Annotated in this window: 12 protein-coding genes; 3 read left to right on the top strand and 9 right to left on the bottom strand. The window is 66.3% G+C overall.

Annotated elements, in window-relative coordinates; translation table 11 throughout:
• Window positions 1–27: 27 nt before the first annotated feature.
• On the bottom strand, window positions 28–1,251 hold the full coding sequence (locus tag AC1VNY_RS37510; RefSeq protein ID WP_482408937.1) for a Rieske 2Fe-2S domain-containing protein: 1,224 nt from the start codon (window positions 1,249–1,251) through the stop codon (window positions 28–30).
• Window positions 1,252–1,353: 102 nt separating this feature from the next.
• On the opposite strand from AC1VNY_RS37510, the gene AC1VNY_RS37505 reads away from it, so the two are divergent.
• Window positions 1,354–2,229, top strand: a complete 876-nt coding sequence (locus AC1VNY_RS37505; RefSeq protein ID WP_482408936.1) for an SDR family NAD(P)-dependent oxidoreductase — start codon at window positions 1,354–1,356, stop codon at window positions 2,227–2,229.
• Window positions 2,230–2,290: 61 nt separating this feature from the next.
• Here AC1VNY_RS37505 and pcaG read toward each other — a convergent pair whose 3' ends face one another.
• From pcaG to pcaF, 3 genes are all read right to left on the bottom strand, one after another.
• The gene (gene pcaG / locus AC1VNY_RS37500) at window positions 2,291–2,893 is read right to left on the bottom strand and encodes a protocatechuate 3,4-dioxygenase subunit alpha (protein ID WP_482408935.1); all 603 of its coding nucleotides are present in this window, start codon (window positions 2,891–2,893) and stop codon (window positions 2,291–2,293) included.
• Window position 2,894: 1 nt separating this feature from the next.
• Window positions 2,895–3,596, bottom strand: a complete 702-nt coding sequence (gene pcaH, locus AC1VNY_RS37495) for a protocatechuate 3,4-dioxygenase subunit beta (RefSeq protein WP_482408934.1) — start codon at window positions 3,594–3,596, stop codon at window positions 2,895–2,897.
• Between the two features lie 105 nt (window positions 3,597–3,701).
• The gene (pcaF, locus tag AC1VNY_RS37490) at window positions 3,702–4,910 is read right to left on the bottom strand and encodes a 3-oxoadipyl-CoA thiolase (protein ID WP_028337987.1); all 1,209 of its coding nucleotides are present in this window, start codon (window positions 4,908–4,910) and stop codon (window positions 3,702–3,704) included.
• Between the two features lie 214 nt (window positions 4,911–5,124).
• Between pcaF and mutS the strand changes: the two genes are divergently transcribed.
• Window positions 5,125–7,851, top strand: coding sequence for a DNA mismatch repair protein MutS (mutS, locus tag AC1VNY_RS37485; protein ID WP_482408933.1), 2,727 nt, complete (start codon window positions 5,125–5,127; stop codon window positions 7,849–7,851).
• 197 nt (window positions 7,852–8,048) lie between these two features.
• Here mutS and AC1VNY_RS37480 read toward each other — a convergent pair whose 3' ends face one another.
• The 5 genes from AC1VNY_RS37480 to AC1VNY_RS37460 form a co-directional block, all read right to left on the bottom strand.
• A complete protein-coding gene (locus AC1VNY_RS37480; protein WP_482408932.1) occupies window positions 8,049–8,855 on the bottom strand; it encodes a hypothetical protein in 807 nt (268 codons plus the stop codon).
• A 150-nt stretch (window positions 8,856–9,005) separates the two neighbouring features.
• Window positions 9,006–9,515: an OsmC family protein gene (locus AC1VNY_RS37475; protein WP_482408931.1), complete on the bottom strand. Its 510-nt coding sequence runs from the start codon at window positions 9,513–9,515 to the stop codon at window positions 9,006–9,008.
• 56 nt (window positions 9,516–9,571) lie between these two features.
• Complete coding sequence (locus tag AC1VNY_RS37470; RefSeq protein WP_482408930.1) at window positions 9,572–10,357, bottom strand: ABC transporter ATP-binding protein; 786 nt, start codon at window positions 10,355–10,357, stop codon at window positions 9,572–9,574.
• A complete protein-coding gene (locus tag AC1VNY_RS37465; RefSeq protein ID WP_482408951.1) occupies window positions 10,357–11,190 on the bottom strand; it encodes an ABC transporter permease in 834 nt (277 codons plus the stop codon). Before AC1VNY_RS37465 ends, AC1VNY_RS37470 begins: the two co-directional genes overlap by 1 nt.
• Before the next feature lie 112 nt (window positions 11,191–11,302).
• Entirely contained in the window at window positions 11,303–12,277 is a 975-nt protein-coding gene (locus AC1VNY_RS37460; RefSeq protein ID WP_482408929.1) for an aliphatic sulfonate ABC transporter substrate-binding protein, read from the bottom strand.
• A gap of 197 nt (window positions 12,278–12,474) precedes the next feature.
• Here AC1VNY_RS37460 and AC1VNY_RS37455 point away from each other — a divergent pair, with 197 nt between their 5' ends.
• Complete coding sequence (locus AC1VNY_RS37455; protein WP_482408928.1) at window positions 12,475–15,267, top strand: [protein-PII] uridylyltransferase; 2,793 nt, start codon at window positions 12,475–12,477, stop codon at window positions 15,265–15,267.
• Window positions 15,268–15,433 lie beyond the last annotated feature (166 nt).

Genomic DNA, 15,433 nt, shown 5'->3' with positions numbered 1-15,433 from the left:
TGCCCGCGCCCTGCGCGTACGATCCGATCAGCGGGGAATCTGCCGCCAATCCTCGGCAGCGGAGGCGAGCCGGCCGCCGACCGCGCGGATGTCCTTGTAGGACATGGACTCGCTCTGGCCGCTTTTCGGCGCCTTGCCGTTCATGAAGCCGCGCACCTCATCGAGCAACTGGCGGCGCACCCTGACAATCGCCTGGTCCGCCGAGCAGAGATATTCCTGCGAACGGTCGACGATCGGCCCCATGCTGACCATGACAACGAAATCCTCGATGACGATCTCATGGAAGCCGGTGCTGTTGCCGGCATCCATGATCTGGCGGTTCTGCCCCCAATTGTTGCTTTGATCGCCCGGCAGGCCGCCGGCCATCGGCCACTGGTTGGCGCGCTGCACCTTGCGCCAGGAATCCACCGGCTTCTCGGGATTGTAGAAGATGTACCACTGGATCAGGTTCTCGTCGTCGATCGGCACCGCGATGATCGCGGTGCGATCCTGCTGCGGTCCGGAGAAGATCGGCGCGATCAGGCCATAGTAGGGCATCACGAACTCGGTGACGCGGGCAAGGCATGATCCGTCTGGTGCGGTGCGCAGCGCCGCGGCACGGAAGCCATAGGACTTCTTATCGAATTCGTAAGCGACTTCGGTGTTGACGCGGGTCGCGCCGAAGTCGCTCGACGAGGTCGCGGTCCAGCTCTGGTGCAACAGCGCGACATGCGAGGAATCGATGGTGGCCTCGACGCCTTGCAGCCAGTTCGCATTGAGCTCGATGCCGGCCGCGTAAACCTGATCCGGCGGCAGATCCATCCACTCGAAGTCGGGCGCGGGCGGCGCCGCGCCCTCGCCGAGCCAGACCCAGATCAGCCCGGCGCCTTCGCGCACCGGATAGGCTTTCGCTTTCACGGTCTTGGCGAATTCCTTTGGATTGTTCGGCTCGTTGGGAACGTCGAGCACCTCGCCCTGTGCATTGATCTTCCAGCCGTGGAACAGGCAGGTCAGCGAACAGTCGTCGACCCGCGCCAGCGCCAGCGACGCGCCGCGGTGCGGACAGGCCTCGTCGAGGAAGCCGACCGAACCGTCCTTGCCCCGGAACGCCACGAAGTTGCGGCCGAACAGCTTGACCCGAACCGGCGCCTCTCCCTTGCGGACGCGCACCGAGAGGACCGCCGGCAGCCAATAATGCTGCCGCAGCATCCGTCCCATCGGCGCGTCACCCGTGACGCGGCACAGCAATTCGTTCTCTTCCCTCGTGACCATCGCGAAACCTCCCTGATTGACGCCTTTGCCGTTATGGGCCTAATATCTTCCGAGGAAGATTATTGTCAAGTTATCTTCCAAAGAAGCCAAATTGGGGATCGCATGACCAAGGGACGCCTCAAGGATCGCATCGCGCTGGTGACTGGAGGAAGCCGCGGGGTCGGCAAGGGCGTGGCGATCGGCCTCGCCGAGGCCGGTGCGACCGTGATCGTGACGGCGCGGACGCGCAACAGCGGCGGATCGGAATGGCCGGGTTCGCTCGACGAGACCATCGCCGCGATCGACGAGGCCGGCGGCTGCGGCATCGGCCTGCTATGCGATCATTCCGACGATGATTCGGTGAAGGAGATCTTCGATCTGATCCGGCGCGACCACGGCCGGCTCGACGTGCTGGTCAACAATGTGTTCGCGGCGCCGAATGTGATGCCGGTGAATGTCCCGTTCTGGCAGGTGCCGGCCTCGCTGTGGGACACCATGCATCGCGTCGGCCTGCGCTCGCATTTCATCGCAAGCCAGTTCGCCGTCCCGCTGATGCTGCCGCAAGCGCGCGGCCTGATCGTCAATACCTCGTCGGGCGGCGGCGTCAGGTACACGTTCAACGTTCCGTTCGGCGTGCAGAAATCAGGCGTCGACCGGATGGCGCGCGACATGGCGCATGAGTTGCAGCCGTTCGGCATTGCCGCCGCCTCGATCTGGCCCGGCTACATCAAGAGCGAGAAGCTTGCGGCGCAGCCCGATCGCGTCCCGCCGGCCCTCACCAAGCTGATCGCAGAGCGCGGCGAGACGCCGGTGTTCGCCGGGCGCGCGGTGGCGGCACTCGCCAGCGATCCCGACGTGATGGCCAAGAGCGGCCAGATCCTGCTCGCCTCGGAGCTGGCGGCCGAATACGGCTTCACCGATGTCGACGGCAAGGTCCCCCCGCCGCCGAGCCGCGATCCCGCGCCGCTCGCCGTGTTCAAGCCTGGCGTCATGACCTGAGATCGGCCCGGAAGGCGACCACGCATCGCGTGGTCGCCGCGCACGGAGACACCGGATTTCGCTAGACGTCGAAGAATACCGTCTCGTTGTCGCCCTGCAGATGGACGTCGAAGGTGTAGACGCTGCCCGCGCCGGCCTTGCGCCTCGCGATCAAGGTCGCGCGGCGATCGGCCGGCACCAGCGCCAGCGTGGAATCGGCGGCGTTGCCGGCTTCGTCCTCGAAATAGATCCGGGTGTAGAGATGCAGCAGCATGCCGCGCGCGAACACCGCAAGCCCGATGTGCGGCGCCTGCGGCTTGCCGTCGGCATCCGGCACTGAGCCCGGCTTGATGGTGTCGAAGGCGTAGGCGCCGTTCTTGTCGGTGCCGCAACGGCCAAAGCCCTTGAAGCTCGAATTCGGCAGCGCGCGCGCATCCTGCGGATCCGAGAAGCGGCCCTGCGCGTCGGCCTGCCAGATCTCCAGCATGCAATCCGGGATCACGGCGCCGTCGCCGTCATAGACCTTGCCCTCGACGCGGATGCGCTCGCCGGACACATCTGATGTCAGCAGGTTGCCGGTAAAGGCGTCGTTCCATTCGTATTCGCCGTTCGGCGTCAGGCCATACTTGAAATAGGGGCCGACGGTCTGCGAGGGGGTGATTCCATCAGGACGCGGATTCGACACGTTACTTGGTCTCCATCGGCGTGGCACTCTGCCCGCGCAGCACGATATCGAAGCGATAGCACAGCGCCCATTCCGGCTTGGTATTGTCGAGATCGAACGAGGAGATCATCCGCGCCCGCGCCTTCTCATCGGTCACCGAGTTGAAGATCGGGTCGAACGGAAACAGCGGGTCGCCGGGGAAATACATCTGCGTGACGAGCCGCGAGACGAAGGCGTGCCCGAACACCGAGAAGTGGATATGCGCGGGCCGCCAGGCATTGTGATGATTGCCCCAGGGATAAGCGCCGGGCTTGATGGTGATGAACTTGTAGTAGCCCTTGGCGTCGGATTGCGTCCGGCCGGCGCCGGTAAAATTCGGATCGAGCGGTGCCGGGTGCTGGTCGACGACATGAATGTAGCGGCCGCAGGCGTTGGCCTGCCACAGTTCGACCAAGGTGTTGGGCACGCCGCGGCCGTCCTCGTCGAGCACGTAGCCGTGCACGATGATGCGCTCGCCGAGCGGCTCGCCCTTGGCCTGGATGGTGAGGTCGTTGTCGTGCTCGCGCACGGTCTCATGACCATAGACCGGCCCGGTCAGTTCCGAGAGCGTGTGCCGCATCGGGATCAGCGGCTTCTGCGGCGAACGCTTCACGGTGGAGCGATAGTCCGGCGACAGCCGCGCCGGATGGGCCGCAAGCGATTGCAGCGGGTACAACAAGGTCATGGCGAATTCCTCCGCGGCCCACGCGCCCGGTGAGCTCACGTCAGATCATTATAATGCATAACCAAATTGGGGAAGGGCTGTTTTCAACCCTTCCAAGTCATTGACTTAATTCAGCTTTTCGATCGCGACCGCAACGCCCTGACCGACCCCGACGCACATAGTTGCCAAGGCAAGCTTCCCGCCCCGCTTCTCCATGCCGTGGACGGCGGTCAAGACCAGCCGCGCGCCGCTCATGCCGAGCGGGTGGCCGAGCGCGATCGCGCCGCCATGCGGATTGACGAAATCGGCGTCTTCCTTGACGCCGAGCTGGCGCAGGCAGGCGATGCCCTGCGAGGCGAAGGCCTCGTTGAGCTCGATCAGGTCGAAGTCCGACACCTTGATGCCGAGACGCTCGACCAGCTTCTTGGTCGCCGGCACCGGACCGATGCCCATGATGCGGGGCGGCACCGCGGCCGACGCGAGGCCGAGGATTTTTGCGCGCGGCGTCAGGCCGTGCTTCTTCACCGCGGCCTCGGAAGCGAGGATCATCGCGGCGGCGCCGTCATTGACGCCGGACGCATTGCCCGCGGTCACCGTGCCCGGATTGCGCACGATCGGCTTCAGCTTGGCGAGACCTTCCAGCGTGGTCTCCGGACGCGGATGTTCGTCCTTGTCGACGGTGATCGGGCCGGCCTTGCCACCCGGGACCTGGATCGGCACGATCTCCTCGGCGAAATAGCCCGACGCGATCGCCGCGCCCGCGCGCTGCTGCGAGCGGATCGCCATTGCATCCTGATCGGCGCGCGACACCTGGAATTCCTCGGCGACGTTTTCGCCGGTCTCCGGCATCGCATCGACGCCGTACTGCGCCTTCATCAGCGGATTGATGAAGCGCCAGCCGATCGTGGTGTCGTAGATCTCGGACGAGCGCGAGAAGGCTTCCGCGGCCTTGCCCATCACGAACGGCGCGCGCGTCATCGATTCGACGCCGCCCGCGATCGCGAAATCGATCTCGCCGGCGCGGATGGCGCGGCCCGCGGCGCCGACCGCGTCGAGGCCCGAGGCGCACAGCCGGTTCAGGGTCTGGCCGGGAACCGATTCCGGCATGCCGGCGAGCAACAGCGCCATGCGCGCGACGTTGCGGTTGTCTTCGCCGGCCTGGTTGGCGCAGCCGAAATAGACCTCGTCGACCTCGTTCCAATTGAGCGTCGGGTGCTTGGCCATCAGCGCCTTGATCGGGGCCGCCGCGAGATCGTCGGCGCGCACCTTGGCGAGCGAGCCGCCGAAACGGCCGATCGGGGTCCGGACGGCATCGCAAATGAACACATCACGCATTGAATCTCTCCCTGAATGCCGCGACTTAGGCGCTGGATCGGCTGGAACTTGGGATCGGTTTTAGGAGCGTGCCCGCGACAGGTCAATTGACGTGGCTGCGTAGCCTCAGCGCATTACCGTGATGCCTCGTCATATTTCGGGCCGTGGAGAGGGTGGAAAACCCCGACGTCGCGGATAGGACCGCGCGCCGAAATTTTGTAGTTTCCCGGCCCTCATGACCATTCAGCAGCCCATCCCCGTTCCGCCCGAAGCCACTGCCGCCGAGGCGCCGTCGCGCGTCACGCCGATGATGGAACAGTATCTGGAGATCAAGGCCGCCCATCCCGGCCTGCTGCTGTTCTACCGGATGGGCGATTTCTACGAATTGTTCTTCGAGGATGCCGAGATCGCCTCCAGGACGCTCGGCATCGTGCTGACCAAGCGCGGCAAGCATCAGGGCATGGACATCCCGATGTGCGGCGTGCCGGTCGAGCGCTCCGAGGATTACCTGCATCGCCTGATCGGCGCCGGGCATCGTGTCGCGGTGTGCGAGCAGACGGAAAATCCCGCGGAGGCCAAAGCCCGCGGCAACAAGAGCGTGGTCCGCCGCGGCGTGGTGCGGCTGGTGACGCCGGGCACGCTGACCGAAGACACGCTGCTCGACGCCCGCACCAACAATTACCTGATCGCGATCGCGCGCGCCCGCGGCTCGGCCGGCGCCGACCGGCTCGGGCTTGCCTGGATCGACATCTCGACCTCCGAATTCATGGTGACGGAGTGTTCGACCGCGGAGCTCGCGGCAACGCTGGCGCGCATCAATCCGAACGAGGCCATCGTCACCGATGCGCTCTACAGCGACAGCGAGCTGGCGCCGACCTTGCGCGAGCTGCCGTCGGTGACGCCGCTGACCCGCGACGTGTTCGACAGCGCCACCGCCGAGCGGCGGCTGTGCGACTATTTCGCGGTCGCGACCATGGACGGCCTGTCGGCGATGTCGCGGCTGGAAGCGACCGCCGCCGCCGCGGCCGTCACCTATATCGACCGCACCCAGGTCGGCAAGCGCCCGCCGCTGTCGCCGCCGGCACGCGAGGCCGCCGGCACCACGATGGCGATCGATCCGGCGACCCGCGCCAATCTCGAACTGACGCGCACGCTGGCCGGCGAACGCCGTGGCTCGCTGCTCGATGCGATCGACTGCACCGTCACCGCGGCGGGCTCGCGCCTCTTGGCGCAGCGCCTTGCCGCGCCGCTGACCGATGTCGCCGTGATCGCGCGGCGGCTCGATGCCGTCTCCGCCTTCGTCGCGGATGCCGCGGCGCGCGAGGACGTCAGGACCGTGCTCCGCGCGGCGCCCGACATGTCGCGCGCGCTGGCGCGGCTCTCGGTTGGCCGCGGCGGCCCGCGCGACCTTGCGAGCCTGCGCGACGGCATCCTTGCCGCCGACCAGGCTCTGGAGCTGCTGGCGCAGCTGTCCAATCCGCCGGCCGAGGTCTCCACCGTGATGGCGGCCTTGCGGCGTCCCTCGCGGGATCTGGCGCAGGAATTTTCCCGCGCGCTCTCCGAGCAGCTGCCGCTGATCAAGCGCGATGGCGGTTTCGTCCGCGAGGGCTATGAGGCCGCGCTCGACGAGAGCCGCAATTTGCGCGACGCCTCGCGCCTCGTCGTCGCCGCGATGCAGGCGCGCTACGCCGAGGACACCGGCATCAAGACGCTGAAGATCCGGCACAACAATGTGCTGGGCTACTTCGTCGAGGTCACCACGCAGCACGGCGACAAGCTGTTCGCGCCGCCGCTGAATGCGACCTTCATCCACCGCCAGACGCTGGCGGGGCAGGTCCGCTTCACCACCGCAGAGCTCGGCGAGACCGAGGCCAAGATCGCCAATGCCGGCGAGCGCGCGCTCAATCTCGAACTCGAGATCTTCGAACGCTTGAGCGCGATGGCGCTCGCGGCGAGCGATGATCTGCGCAACGCCGCGCATGCCTTTGCGATGCTCGACGTCGCGACGTCATTGGCCAAACTTGCGATCGACGACAATTACGTGCGGCCCGACGTCGACGGCTCGCTCGGCTTTGCGATCGAGGGCGGACGGCATCCGGTGGTCGAGCAGGCACTGAAGCGCGACGGCCAGCCGTTCATTGCCAATGCCTGCGACCTGTCGCCGGCGCCCGCACAAAAATCCGGCCAGCTCTGGCTGATCACCGGTCCGAACATGGCGGGTAAGTCGACCTTCCTGCGCCAGAATGCGCTGATCGCGCTCTTGGCGCAGATCGGCTCTTATGTGCCGGCGTCGCGGGCACGGCTCGGCATCGTCGACCGGCTGTTCTCGCGCGTCGGCGCCGCCGACGACCTGGCGCGGGGGCGCTCGACCTTCATGGTCGAGATGGTTGAGACCGCGGTGATCCTGAACCAGGCGAGCGAGCGGTCGCTCGTGATCCTCGACGAGATCGGCCGCGGCACGGCGACGTTCGACGGGTTGTCGATCGCCTGGGCCGCGATCGAGCATCTGCATGAGAGCAACCGCTGCCGCACGCTCTTTGCCACCCACTATCACGAGCTGACGGCGCTCTCGGCCAAGCTGCCGCGGATGTTCAACGCCACGGTTCGGGTCAAGGAGTGGCAGGGCGACGTCGTGTTCCTGCACGAGGTGCTGCCCGGGTCCGCCGACCGCTCCTACGGCATCCAGGTCGCAAAACTCGCCGGCTTGCCGCCGGCGGTGATCACGCGCGCCAAATCGGTGCTGGCAAAGCTTGAAGCCCAGGACCGCGGCCAGACCGCGCGCGCTTTGGTCGACGATCTGCCGCTGTTCGCCGTCCCCTCCCGCGCCGCCAGTGAGGACAAGCCGCCGAGCGAAGCGGATCTGCTGGTCGAGGCGGTGAAGGCGCTGCATCCCGACGAGATGTCGCCGCGCGAGGCGCTGGACGCGCTGTATACGCTAAGGGCGAAGCTGCCGAAGCAGTAGCCCCGTAGCCCGGATGCAGCGAAGCGAAAATCCGGGAACGCGCTCTCCGTCGCACGACCGCCCCGGATTGCGCTGCACTCCATCCGGGCTACGCAGTACCGAAGGGATACACGCTGCCGTAGGATGGGTAGAGCGAAGCGAAACCCATCAATCGTTGTATGGCGAAGCATGATGGGTTTCGCTGCGCTCTACCCATCCTACGCTTTCCGCGCCAGCCGCTTCCTCCGCCCGAGCTGCCACAGCACCAGATTCCAGATGATGCAGGTGAGGAGCGCGCAGCAGAGGCCGATTGGCGAGCCGAATTGCAGCACCGCGACGTGCAGCACCGCAACCCCGAGGCCAAAGCCCATCAGGCCCCAGGCGCTGTTGGCGAGCACGGCGGCGGTTGCGGGGCCGCCGATGCGCGGGTGCAGGATCAGCATCATCGAGGAGAATACAATCGGAAACAGCGCCATCACGCCGGTGACGCGCGGGCCGACCCAGCCTGACGCCGTGACCACGGTGCCGACCAGGCTTGCGACCAGCGCGGCGCGCAGCGGAATGTCGTACCAGCGCCGCGCGATCAGCGGCATTTTCGCGACGTGCCGATAGGGCCGGAGCAGCGGGATGCAGATCGCAAAGGTGATGGCATTGACGATCAGCCCGGCGGCGAGCGACCACTCGAACTGGCGGATGATGGTGGCGAGCACCAGCCACACCGCGATCGCGCTGCCCGCGCTGATCCACATGCTGAAGCGCTGCGCGAGCACGGCGTAGGTCAGGCCCATATAGATCGTGGCGGCGTTGACCGGCAGGCTCGCCAGCGCGCCCTCGGCGATGAAGGCGGCGTCATGGTCGAGCGCGAGGAAGGTGTAGGACGGCCCGGCCGAGATCGGCAGGGTTGCGATCAGCGCGCCGATCACGGGTCCCGAACGCTCCGTGATGATGGACGCGCTGACCACGAATGCGGCCGCAACCGCCATGCGCAGCACGAGGATCAGGACGAAGTGGAGTTCGGGGGACATTTGTTCCGTCGTCCCGGCGAAGGCCGGGATCCATAACCACGACTGTTCGTGTGGAACGAAAGCCGTCGGACAGCGCGGCTTGAACCGATGGGACACGGCGTATGGGCCCCGGCTCCCGTGCGCAATTGCGCACTAGGCCGGGGCGACGCGCTAAACCCGCTGCATCGTCACCGACACCTTCGGGCCATTCTTGATGGTCTGATAGACCACGCAATAGCGCTCGGTGAGTTTCAGCAAGAGGTCGAGCTTGTCCTGCGGCGCGTCGGTGCCGATCTCGAAGCGCAGGCGGATCTCGCGGAAACCGACCGGGGTCTCCTTGTCGACGCCGAGCGTGCCGCGGAAATCGAGATCGCCTTCGGCGAAGACGTTGCCGACCTTGAGCGGCAACTCGACGGCGGTCGCAACCGATTTCAGCGTGACGCCGGCACAGGCGACCAGCGCTTCCAGCAGCATGTCGCCGGAGCAAAGCTCGAGCCCGGAGCCGCCGGTAGCGGGGTGGAGGCCGGCGATCGCGAGCGCACGGCCGGTCTCGACCTTGCAGGCGATGCTCTCATTGTCGATCGAGCCCTTGGCCTTCAGCGTGATCACGGCGGCCTGGGGGTCGGTCTTGTAGCGCTCCTTGATCGGAGCCTGCATTGCGCGGAGTTCGGCGGAGTCCATGGGTCTGCTCCCGGCTATTCTTCTTTATGCCGATGTAAGGCCTTAACGAGCAGATGTCACCACCACATCGCCTCGCCGGCGCTCGATTTGTCCGTGACGTCCCGCACCGAACGGTCGAGCGAGCGGTCGAGCGCGGTCAGCACGCGGCGCTTGAAGGTGTCGAACAGCTCCGATTTGCGGTCGCGCGGCCGCGCCAGGTTGATGGTGATCTCCTCGAACAGCCGGCCCGGCCGCGGCCGCATCACCAGCACGCGGTCGGCCAGCACCACGGCCTCGTCGACGTCGTGGGTGACCAGGATCAGGGTCGGCCGCGTGTCGGCCCACAGATCGAGCAGATGATCCTGCAGATCGCGCCGCGTGAAGGCATCGAGCGCCGAGAACGGCTCGTCGAGCAGCAGCACTTCGGGCTGCGGCACCAGCGCGCGGGCGATCGCGACCCGCTGCGCCTGGCCGCCCGACAGTTCGCGCGGCCAGGCCGCGGCCTTGTCGGCAAGGCCGACGCGGGCGAGCGCCGCCGCGACGCGCGCGCGCCTCGCCTCGGCCGGAAGGTCGGCGAGGCCGAAGCCGATATTGTCGGCGACGCTCAGCCAGGGCAGCAGCCGCGGCTCCTGGAAGATGATCCCGATCTTGGCGTGCGGCGAGGTGATCACCGCATTGTCGAGCGTCACGCTGCCCGTGCTGGCACGATCGAGGCCGGCGATGGCGCGCAGCAGCGTCGACTTGCCGCAACCGGAGCCGCCGATGATCGCGATGATCTCGCCGGGCGCAATCTCCGCCGAGAAGCGCTCCAGCGCGTGGACGCCGTTCGGATAGGTCTTGCCGACTTCCCTCAGCGCCAGCATCACTGCCCTCCCCGCGCGCCGAACGCGTCCTGCCAGCGCAGCAGCGGCGCGGCCGCGACCTCGATCAGCCAGTCGGTGGTCTTGCCGAGGATCGCGAAGATCACGATCGCGGCGAGGATCTGCGCCGGCTTGCCGAGCTGTTGGCCGTCGAGCAGAAGGTAGCCGAGGCCTTCGGAGGCGCCGATCAGTTCGGCCGCGACCACGAACATCCACCCCAAACCAAGCCCGACCCGCAGCGCCACCACATAGGCCGGCAGCACGGCGGGCAACAGGATGCGGCGGATCATGGCGGGTCCGGACAGGCGGAACACGCGCCCGACCTCGACCACCTTGCGATCGACCGAGAGGATGGCGCCCATCACGCCGAGATAGATCGGAAAGAACACGCCGACCGCGATCAGCGCGACCTTCGAGGTCTCGAAAATGCCGAGCCAGAGCACGAACAACGGGACCCAGGCGAGCGAGGGGATCGCGCGCAAGGCCTGCACCGTCGGGTCAAGCAGCCGCTTGGCGAAATCCCAGTAGCCGGAGATCGCACCCATGATGGTGCCGGCGACAACGCCGAGCGCAAAGCCCGCGCCGACGCGCCACAGCGTCGCGAGGATATGGCGCGACAGCTCGCCGCTCCTGGCGAGCTCCACGATGGTTTCGAACACTTTCGACGGCGGCGGCACCAGGCGGCCGTTGGAATAGCCGAGAAAGACGACGAGTTCCCAGCCCAGCGCGAGCGCGACCGGCAGCACGAGCCCGAGCACCGGGCGCGCATGGCGCGACCACCGCGCCGGCGCACTGGGCGGGGCCGTCTGTTCCAGCGCGGGCAGGTCAACGGTCATGGCCATAGCAAGAACTATTCTTCCGGCGGGATTGCAAGGTGGCGCCCGCCCAACTCCATCCACGTCGTCCCGGCTTTCGCCGGGACGACGGTGGTTAGTTTGACGGCGGTGGTTAGTTGGTCGGCAGCGGGACCTGATCGTCGATCAAGGAATCCAGCGCGGCCTTCACATCGGTCTTGGCGTCGATCACGCCCGCCTGCTGCAAGGCGAGGCCGGCGGCGAGGATCGATTCGCGCTGCGGGGCGCCAATCCGGCTGTGGGTCAGCTCGGTGCGCTCCTTGAGCTGCTTGTCGACCACGGCATCCGGCAGCTTGGTCACCGCGATGAACGTCTTCTTCAGCTCGTCATAGTTGGCCAGCGAATATTTCCGCGCTTCCTCGTAAGTCGCGAGCACGCGGCGGACGATATCCGGATTCGCCTTCAGGAACTCCTCGCGGACATTGAGGATGCCCCAGGTATTGGCTTCCGCCTTGCGGTAGAACAGTTTTGCGCCGTCCTCGACCTCCGCCTGCGCCATCATCGGATCGAGGCCGGCCCAGGCGTCGACGTCGCCGCGGATCAGCGCGGTCTTGCCGTCGGCGTGCTGCAACAGCACCGGCGTGATGTCCTTTTCAGTGAGGCCGGCGCCGAGCAGCGCACGAACCAGGAAGATGTGCGGATCGGTGCCACGCGTCACCGCGACGCGCTTGCCCTTGAGATCGGCGACCGTCGCGAACTTGGAGTCCTTGGTCGTGACCAGTGCGGTCCATTCGGGGCGCGAATAGACATAGATCGACTTGATCGGGTTGCCGTTGATCTTCGCGACCAGCGCGGCCGAGCCCGCGGTCGAGCCGAGATCGATCGAACCGGCGTTGAGGAATTCGAGCGCCCTGTTGGAGCCGGCCGACTGCACCCAGACGATGTTGATGCCGTCCTTGGCGAACTCCTTCTCCAGGAGGCCCTTCTGCTTCAGGACCATCGACACAGGATTGTAGGTCGCCCAGTCGATCCGGATCTCCTTCAGCGCGTCGGCGGCACGCGCCGCGCCAGGCAGCAAGATCGAGACCGCGAGCAGCGCCGCGAACGTGCGCCGGGAAAATTTTTGCATTCGTCGACCCCTCGATCAGATTATGAAACAATCTTTTATTTCAATGAGTTAGCCTTGCGGTCAACGAGAAAATCTCTACCCTTTACGGGATGGCGCGAGAACGATCTTGCTTAAAGTGTCGTGGAGAGAGCATGGAGCCGCTGCCCTTATACTTTGGTCAGTGACAGCAACAGCTCTGTCCGATATCGGATGAACCTATGGACAGCGTCGTAGCCGAGACCCGCCCTGAAGCGGATGATCGTTTCGAGACCGTTCGGATCACCGCGGCGGTCAATGCACTTGCCGAACAGCACGCCGGCCGCGAGGACCAGTTCCGCGCCGCGATGGCGCAGCTGCTCAAGGCCGAGCTGATCGCGGCACGCGCCACGGCGCAGGCGCTGCTGCTGAAGGACCGTCACGGCCGCCGCTGCGCCGAACGGCTCTGCTTCGTGCAGGACGAGATCATCCGCATCCTCTACGCGGCGGCGACCCGGCATCTCTACCACTCGCCGATCCCATCGGGCGCCGAACGCATGGCCGTGGTGGCGACCGGCGGCTATGGCCGCGGGCTGATGGCGCCGGAGTCCGACATCGATCTGTTGTTCATCCTGCCCTACAAGCAGACCGCCTGGGGCGAACAGGTTGCCGAGGCCATTCTCTATTGCCTCTGGGACATGGGGCTGAAGGTCGGCCACGCCACGCGCTCGGTCGATGAATCGATTCGTCAGGCGCGCGGCGACATGACGATCCGCACCGCGATCCTGGAGACGCGCTTCCTGACCGGGGACCAACCGCTTTATGACGAGCTGGTCGAGCGCTTCGACAAGGAGGTGGTGCAGGGCACCGCGTCGGAATTCGTCACCGCCAAGCTCGCCGAGCGCGAGGAGCGGCATCGCCGCGCCGGCCAGTCGCGTTATCTGGTCGAGCCGAACGTCAAGGACGGCAAGGGCGGCTTGCGCGACCTGCATACGCTGTTCTGGATCGCCAAATACGTCTACCGCGTGCGCGAGACTGACGAGCTGCTGGAACGCGGCGTATTCGACGCGCAGGAATACCGCACCTTCCGCCGCTGCGCCGACTTCCTGTGGTCGGTGCGCTGCAATCTGCACTTCTTCGCCGGACGCGCCGAGGAACGGCTGTCGTTCGACATGCAGCGCGAGATCGCGGTCCGCCTCGGCTACACCTCGCATCCCGGCATGCAGGACGTCGAGCGCTTCATGAAGCACTACTTCCTGATCGCGAAGGACGTCGGCGACCTGACCGCGATCCTGTGCGCCAAGCTCGAGGAAGAGCACAACAAGCCGGCGCCGGTGCTGAGCCGGATGGTGGCGCGGCTGCGGCCCGGCACCAAGCGGCGGCGGGTTAACGGCAGCGACGACTTCATCGTCGACAACAACCGCATCAACCTCGCCGCACCCGACGTGTTCAAGCACGATCCGGTCAATCTGATCCGGATCTTCCGCCTCGCGCAGCAGAACAACCTCGCCTTCCACCCCGATGCGATGCGCACGGTGACGCGCTCGCTCAAGCTGATCAACACCCAGCTGCGCGAGAACGACGAAGCCAACCGCCTGTTCATGGAGATCCTGACCTCCGACAACGCGGAGATCGTGCTGCGGCGGATGAACGAGACCGGCGTGCTCGGCCACTTCATCCGCGCCTTCGGCAAGATCGTGTCGATGATGCAGTTCAACATGTACCACCACTACACGGTGGACGAGCATCTGCTCCGCTGCATCGGCTTCCTGCAGGACATCGAGCGCGGCGGCAACGAGGAGTTCACGGTCGCCAGCGACCTGTTCCGCAAGATCCGCCCCGAGCACCGCCCGGTGATCTACATCGCGACCCTGCTGCACGACATCGCCAAGGGCCGGCCGGAAGACCATTCGATCGCCGGCGCCAAGGTGGCGCGGCGGCTGTGCCCGCGGCTCGGCTTCTCGGCGGCCGACACCGAGTTGGTGGCGTGGCTGATCGAGGAGCATTTGACGATGTCGACGGTGGCGCAATCGCGTGACCTGTCCGACCGCAAGACCATCGAGAATTTCGCTGCCGTGGTGCAGTCGGTCGAGCAGATGAAGCTGCTGACGATCCTGACCACGGCCGACATCCGCGGTGTCGGCCCCGGCGTGTGGAACGGCTGGAAGGCGCAGCTGTTGCGAACGCTGTATTACGAGACCGAGCCGGTGCTGACCGGCGGCTTCTCCGAGGTCAACCGCGCCCAGCGCATCGCGGTGGCGCAATCCGAATTCCGCCGCGCCTTCACCGAATGGCCGGAGGCCGAGCTCAACGCCTATATCGGCCGGCATTATCCGGCCTACTGGCTCAAGGTCGAGCTGCCGCGCAAGATCCGCCAGGCGCGCTTCATCCGCGCCAGCGAGCAGGCCGGCCACAAGCTCGCGATCAATGTCGGCTTCGACGAAGTCCGCGCCGTCACCGAGCTGACGATCCTGGCGACCGACCATCCCTGGCTGTTGTCGATCATCGCCGGCGCCTGCGCCTCTGCCGGCGCCAACATCGTCGACGCCCAGATCTACACCACGACCGACGGCCGCGCGCTCGACACCATCTCGATCTCGCGCGAATACGACCGCGACGAAGACGAGGGCCGCCGCGCGACGCGGATCGGCGAGATGATCGAGCATGTGCTGGAAGGCAAGCTGCGGCTGCCCGAGGCGGTGGCGAAGCGGGCGGTGCGCAGCAAGGCGCGGCCGTTCATCGTCGAGCCCGAAGTGACCATCAACAACCAGTGGTCCGACCGCTACACCGTGATCGAGGTCTCCGGGCTCGACCGACCCGGCCTGCTCTACCAGCTCACCACCGCGATCTCGAAGCTCAACCTCAACATCGCCTCGGCGCATGTCGCGACCTTCGGCGAACGCGCCCGCGACGTGTTTTATGTCACCGACCTGCTCGGCGCCCAGATCACGGCGCCGACCCGGCAGGCCGCGATCAAGAGCGCGCTGCTGCATCTGCTGGCGAGCGAGGACCAGGCAGCGAAGCCGGCGGCGTGAACTTAGCGCCGCGCTAGAGCAAGAAGAAGTCGGATTGAATTCGGGCTCGCGGCAGACTGGCTGCACCTCTCCCGCTTGCGGGGGAGGTCGCATCGCATCGAAGATGCGATGCGGGTGGGGGCTCTCTCCTCGATACGACTCGCGGAGAGAGCCCCCACCCCAACCC

This window comes from Bradyrhizobium ferriligni (assembly GCF_056837965.1).
This window is presented reverse-complemented; position numbering and strand designations above follow the sequence as displayed.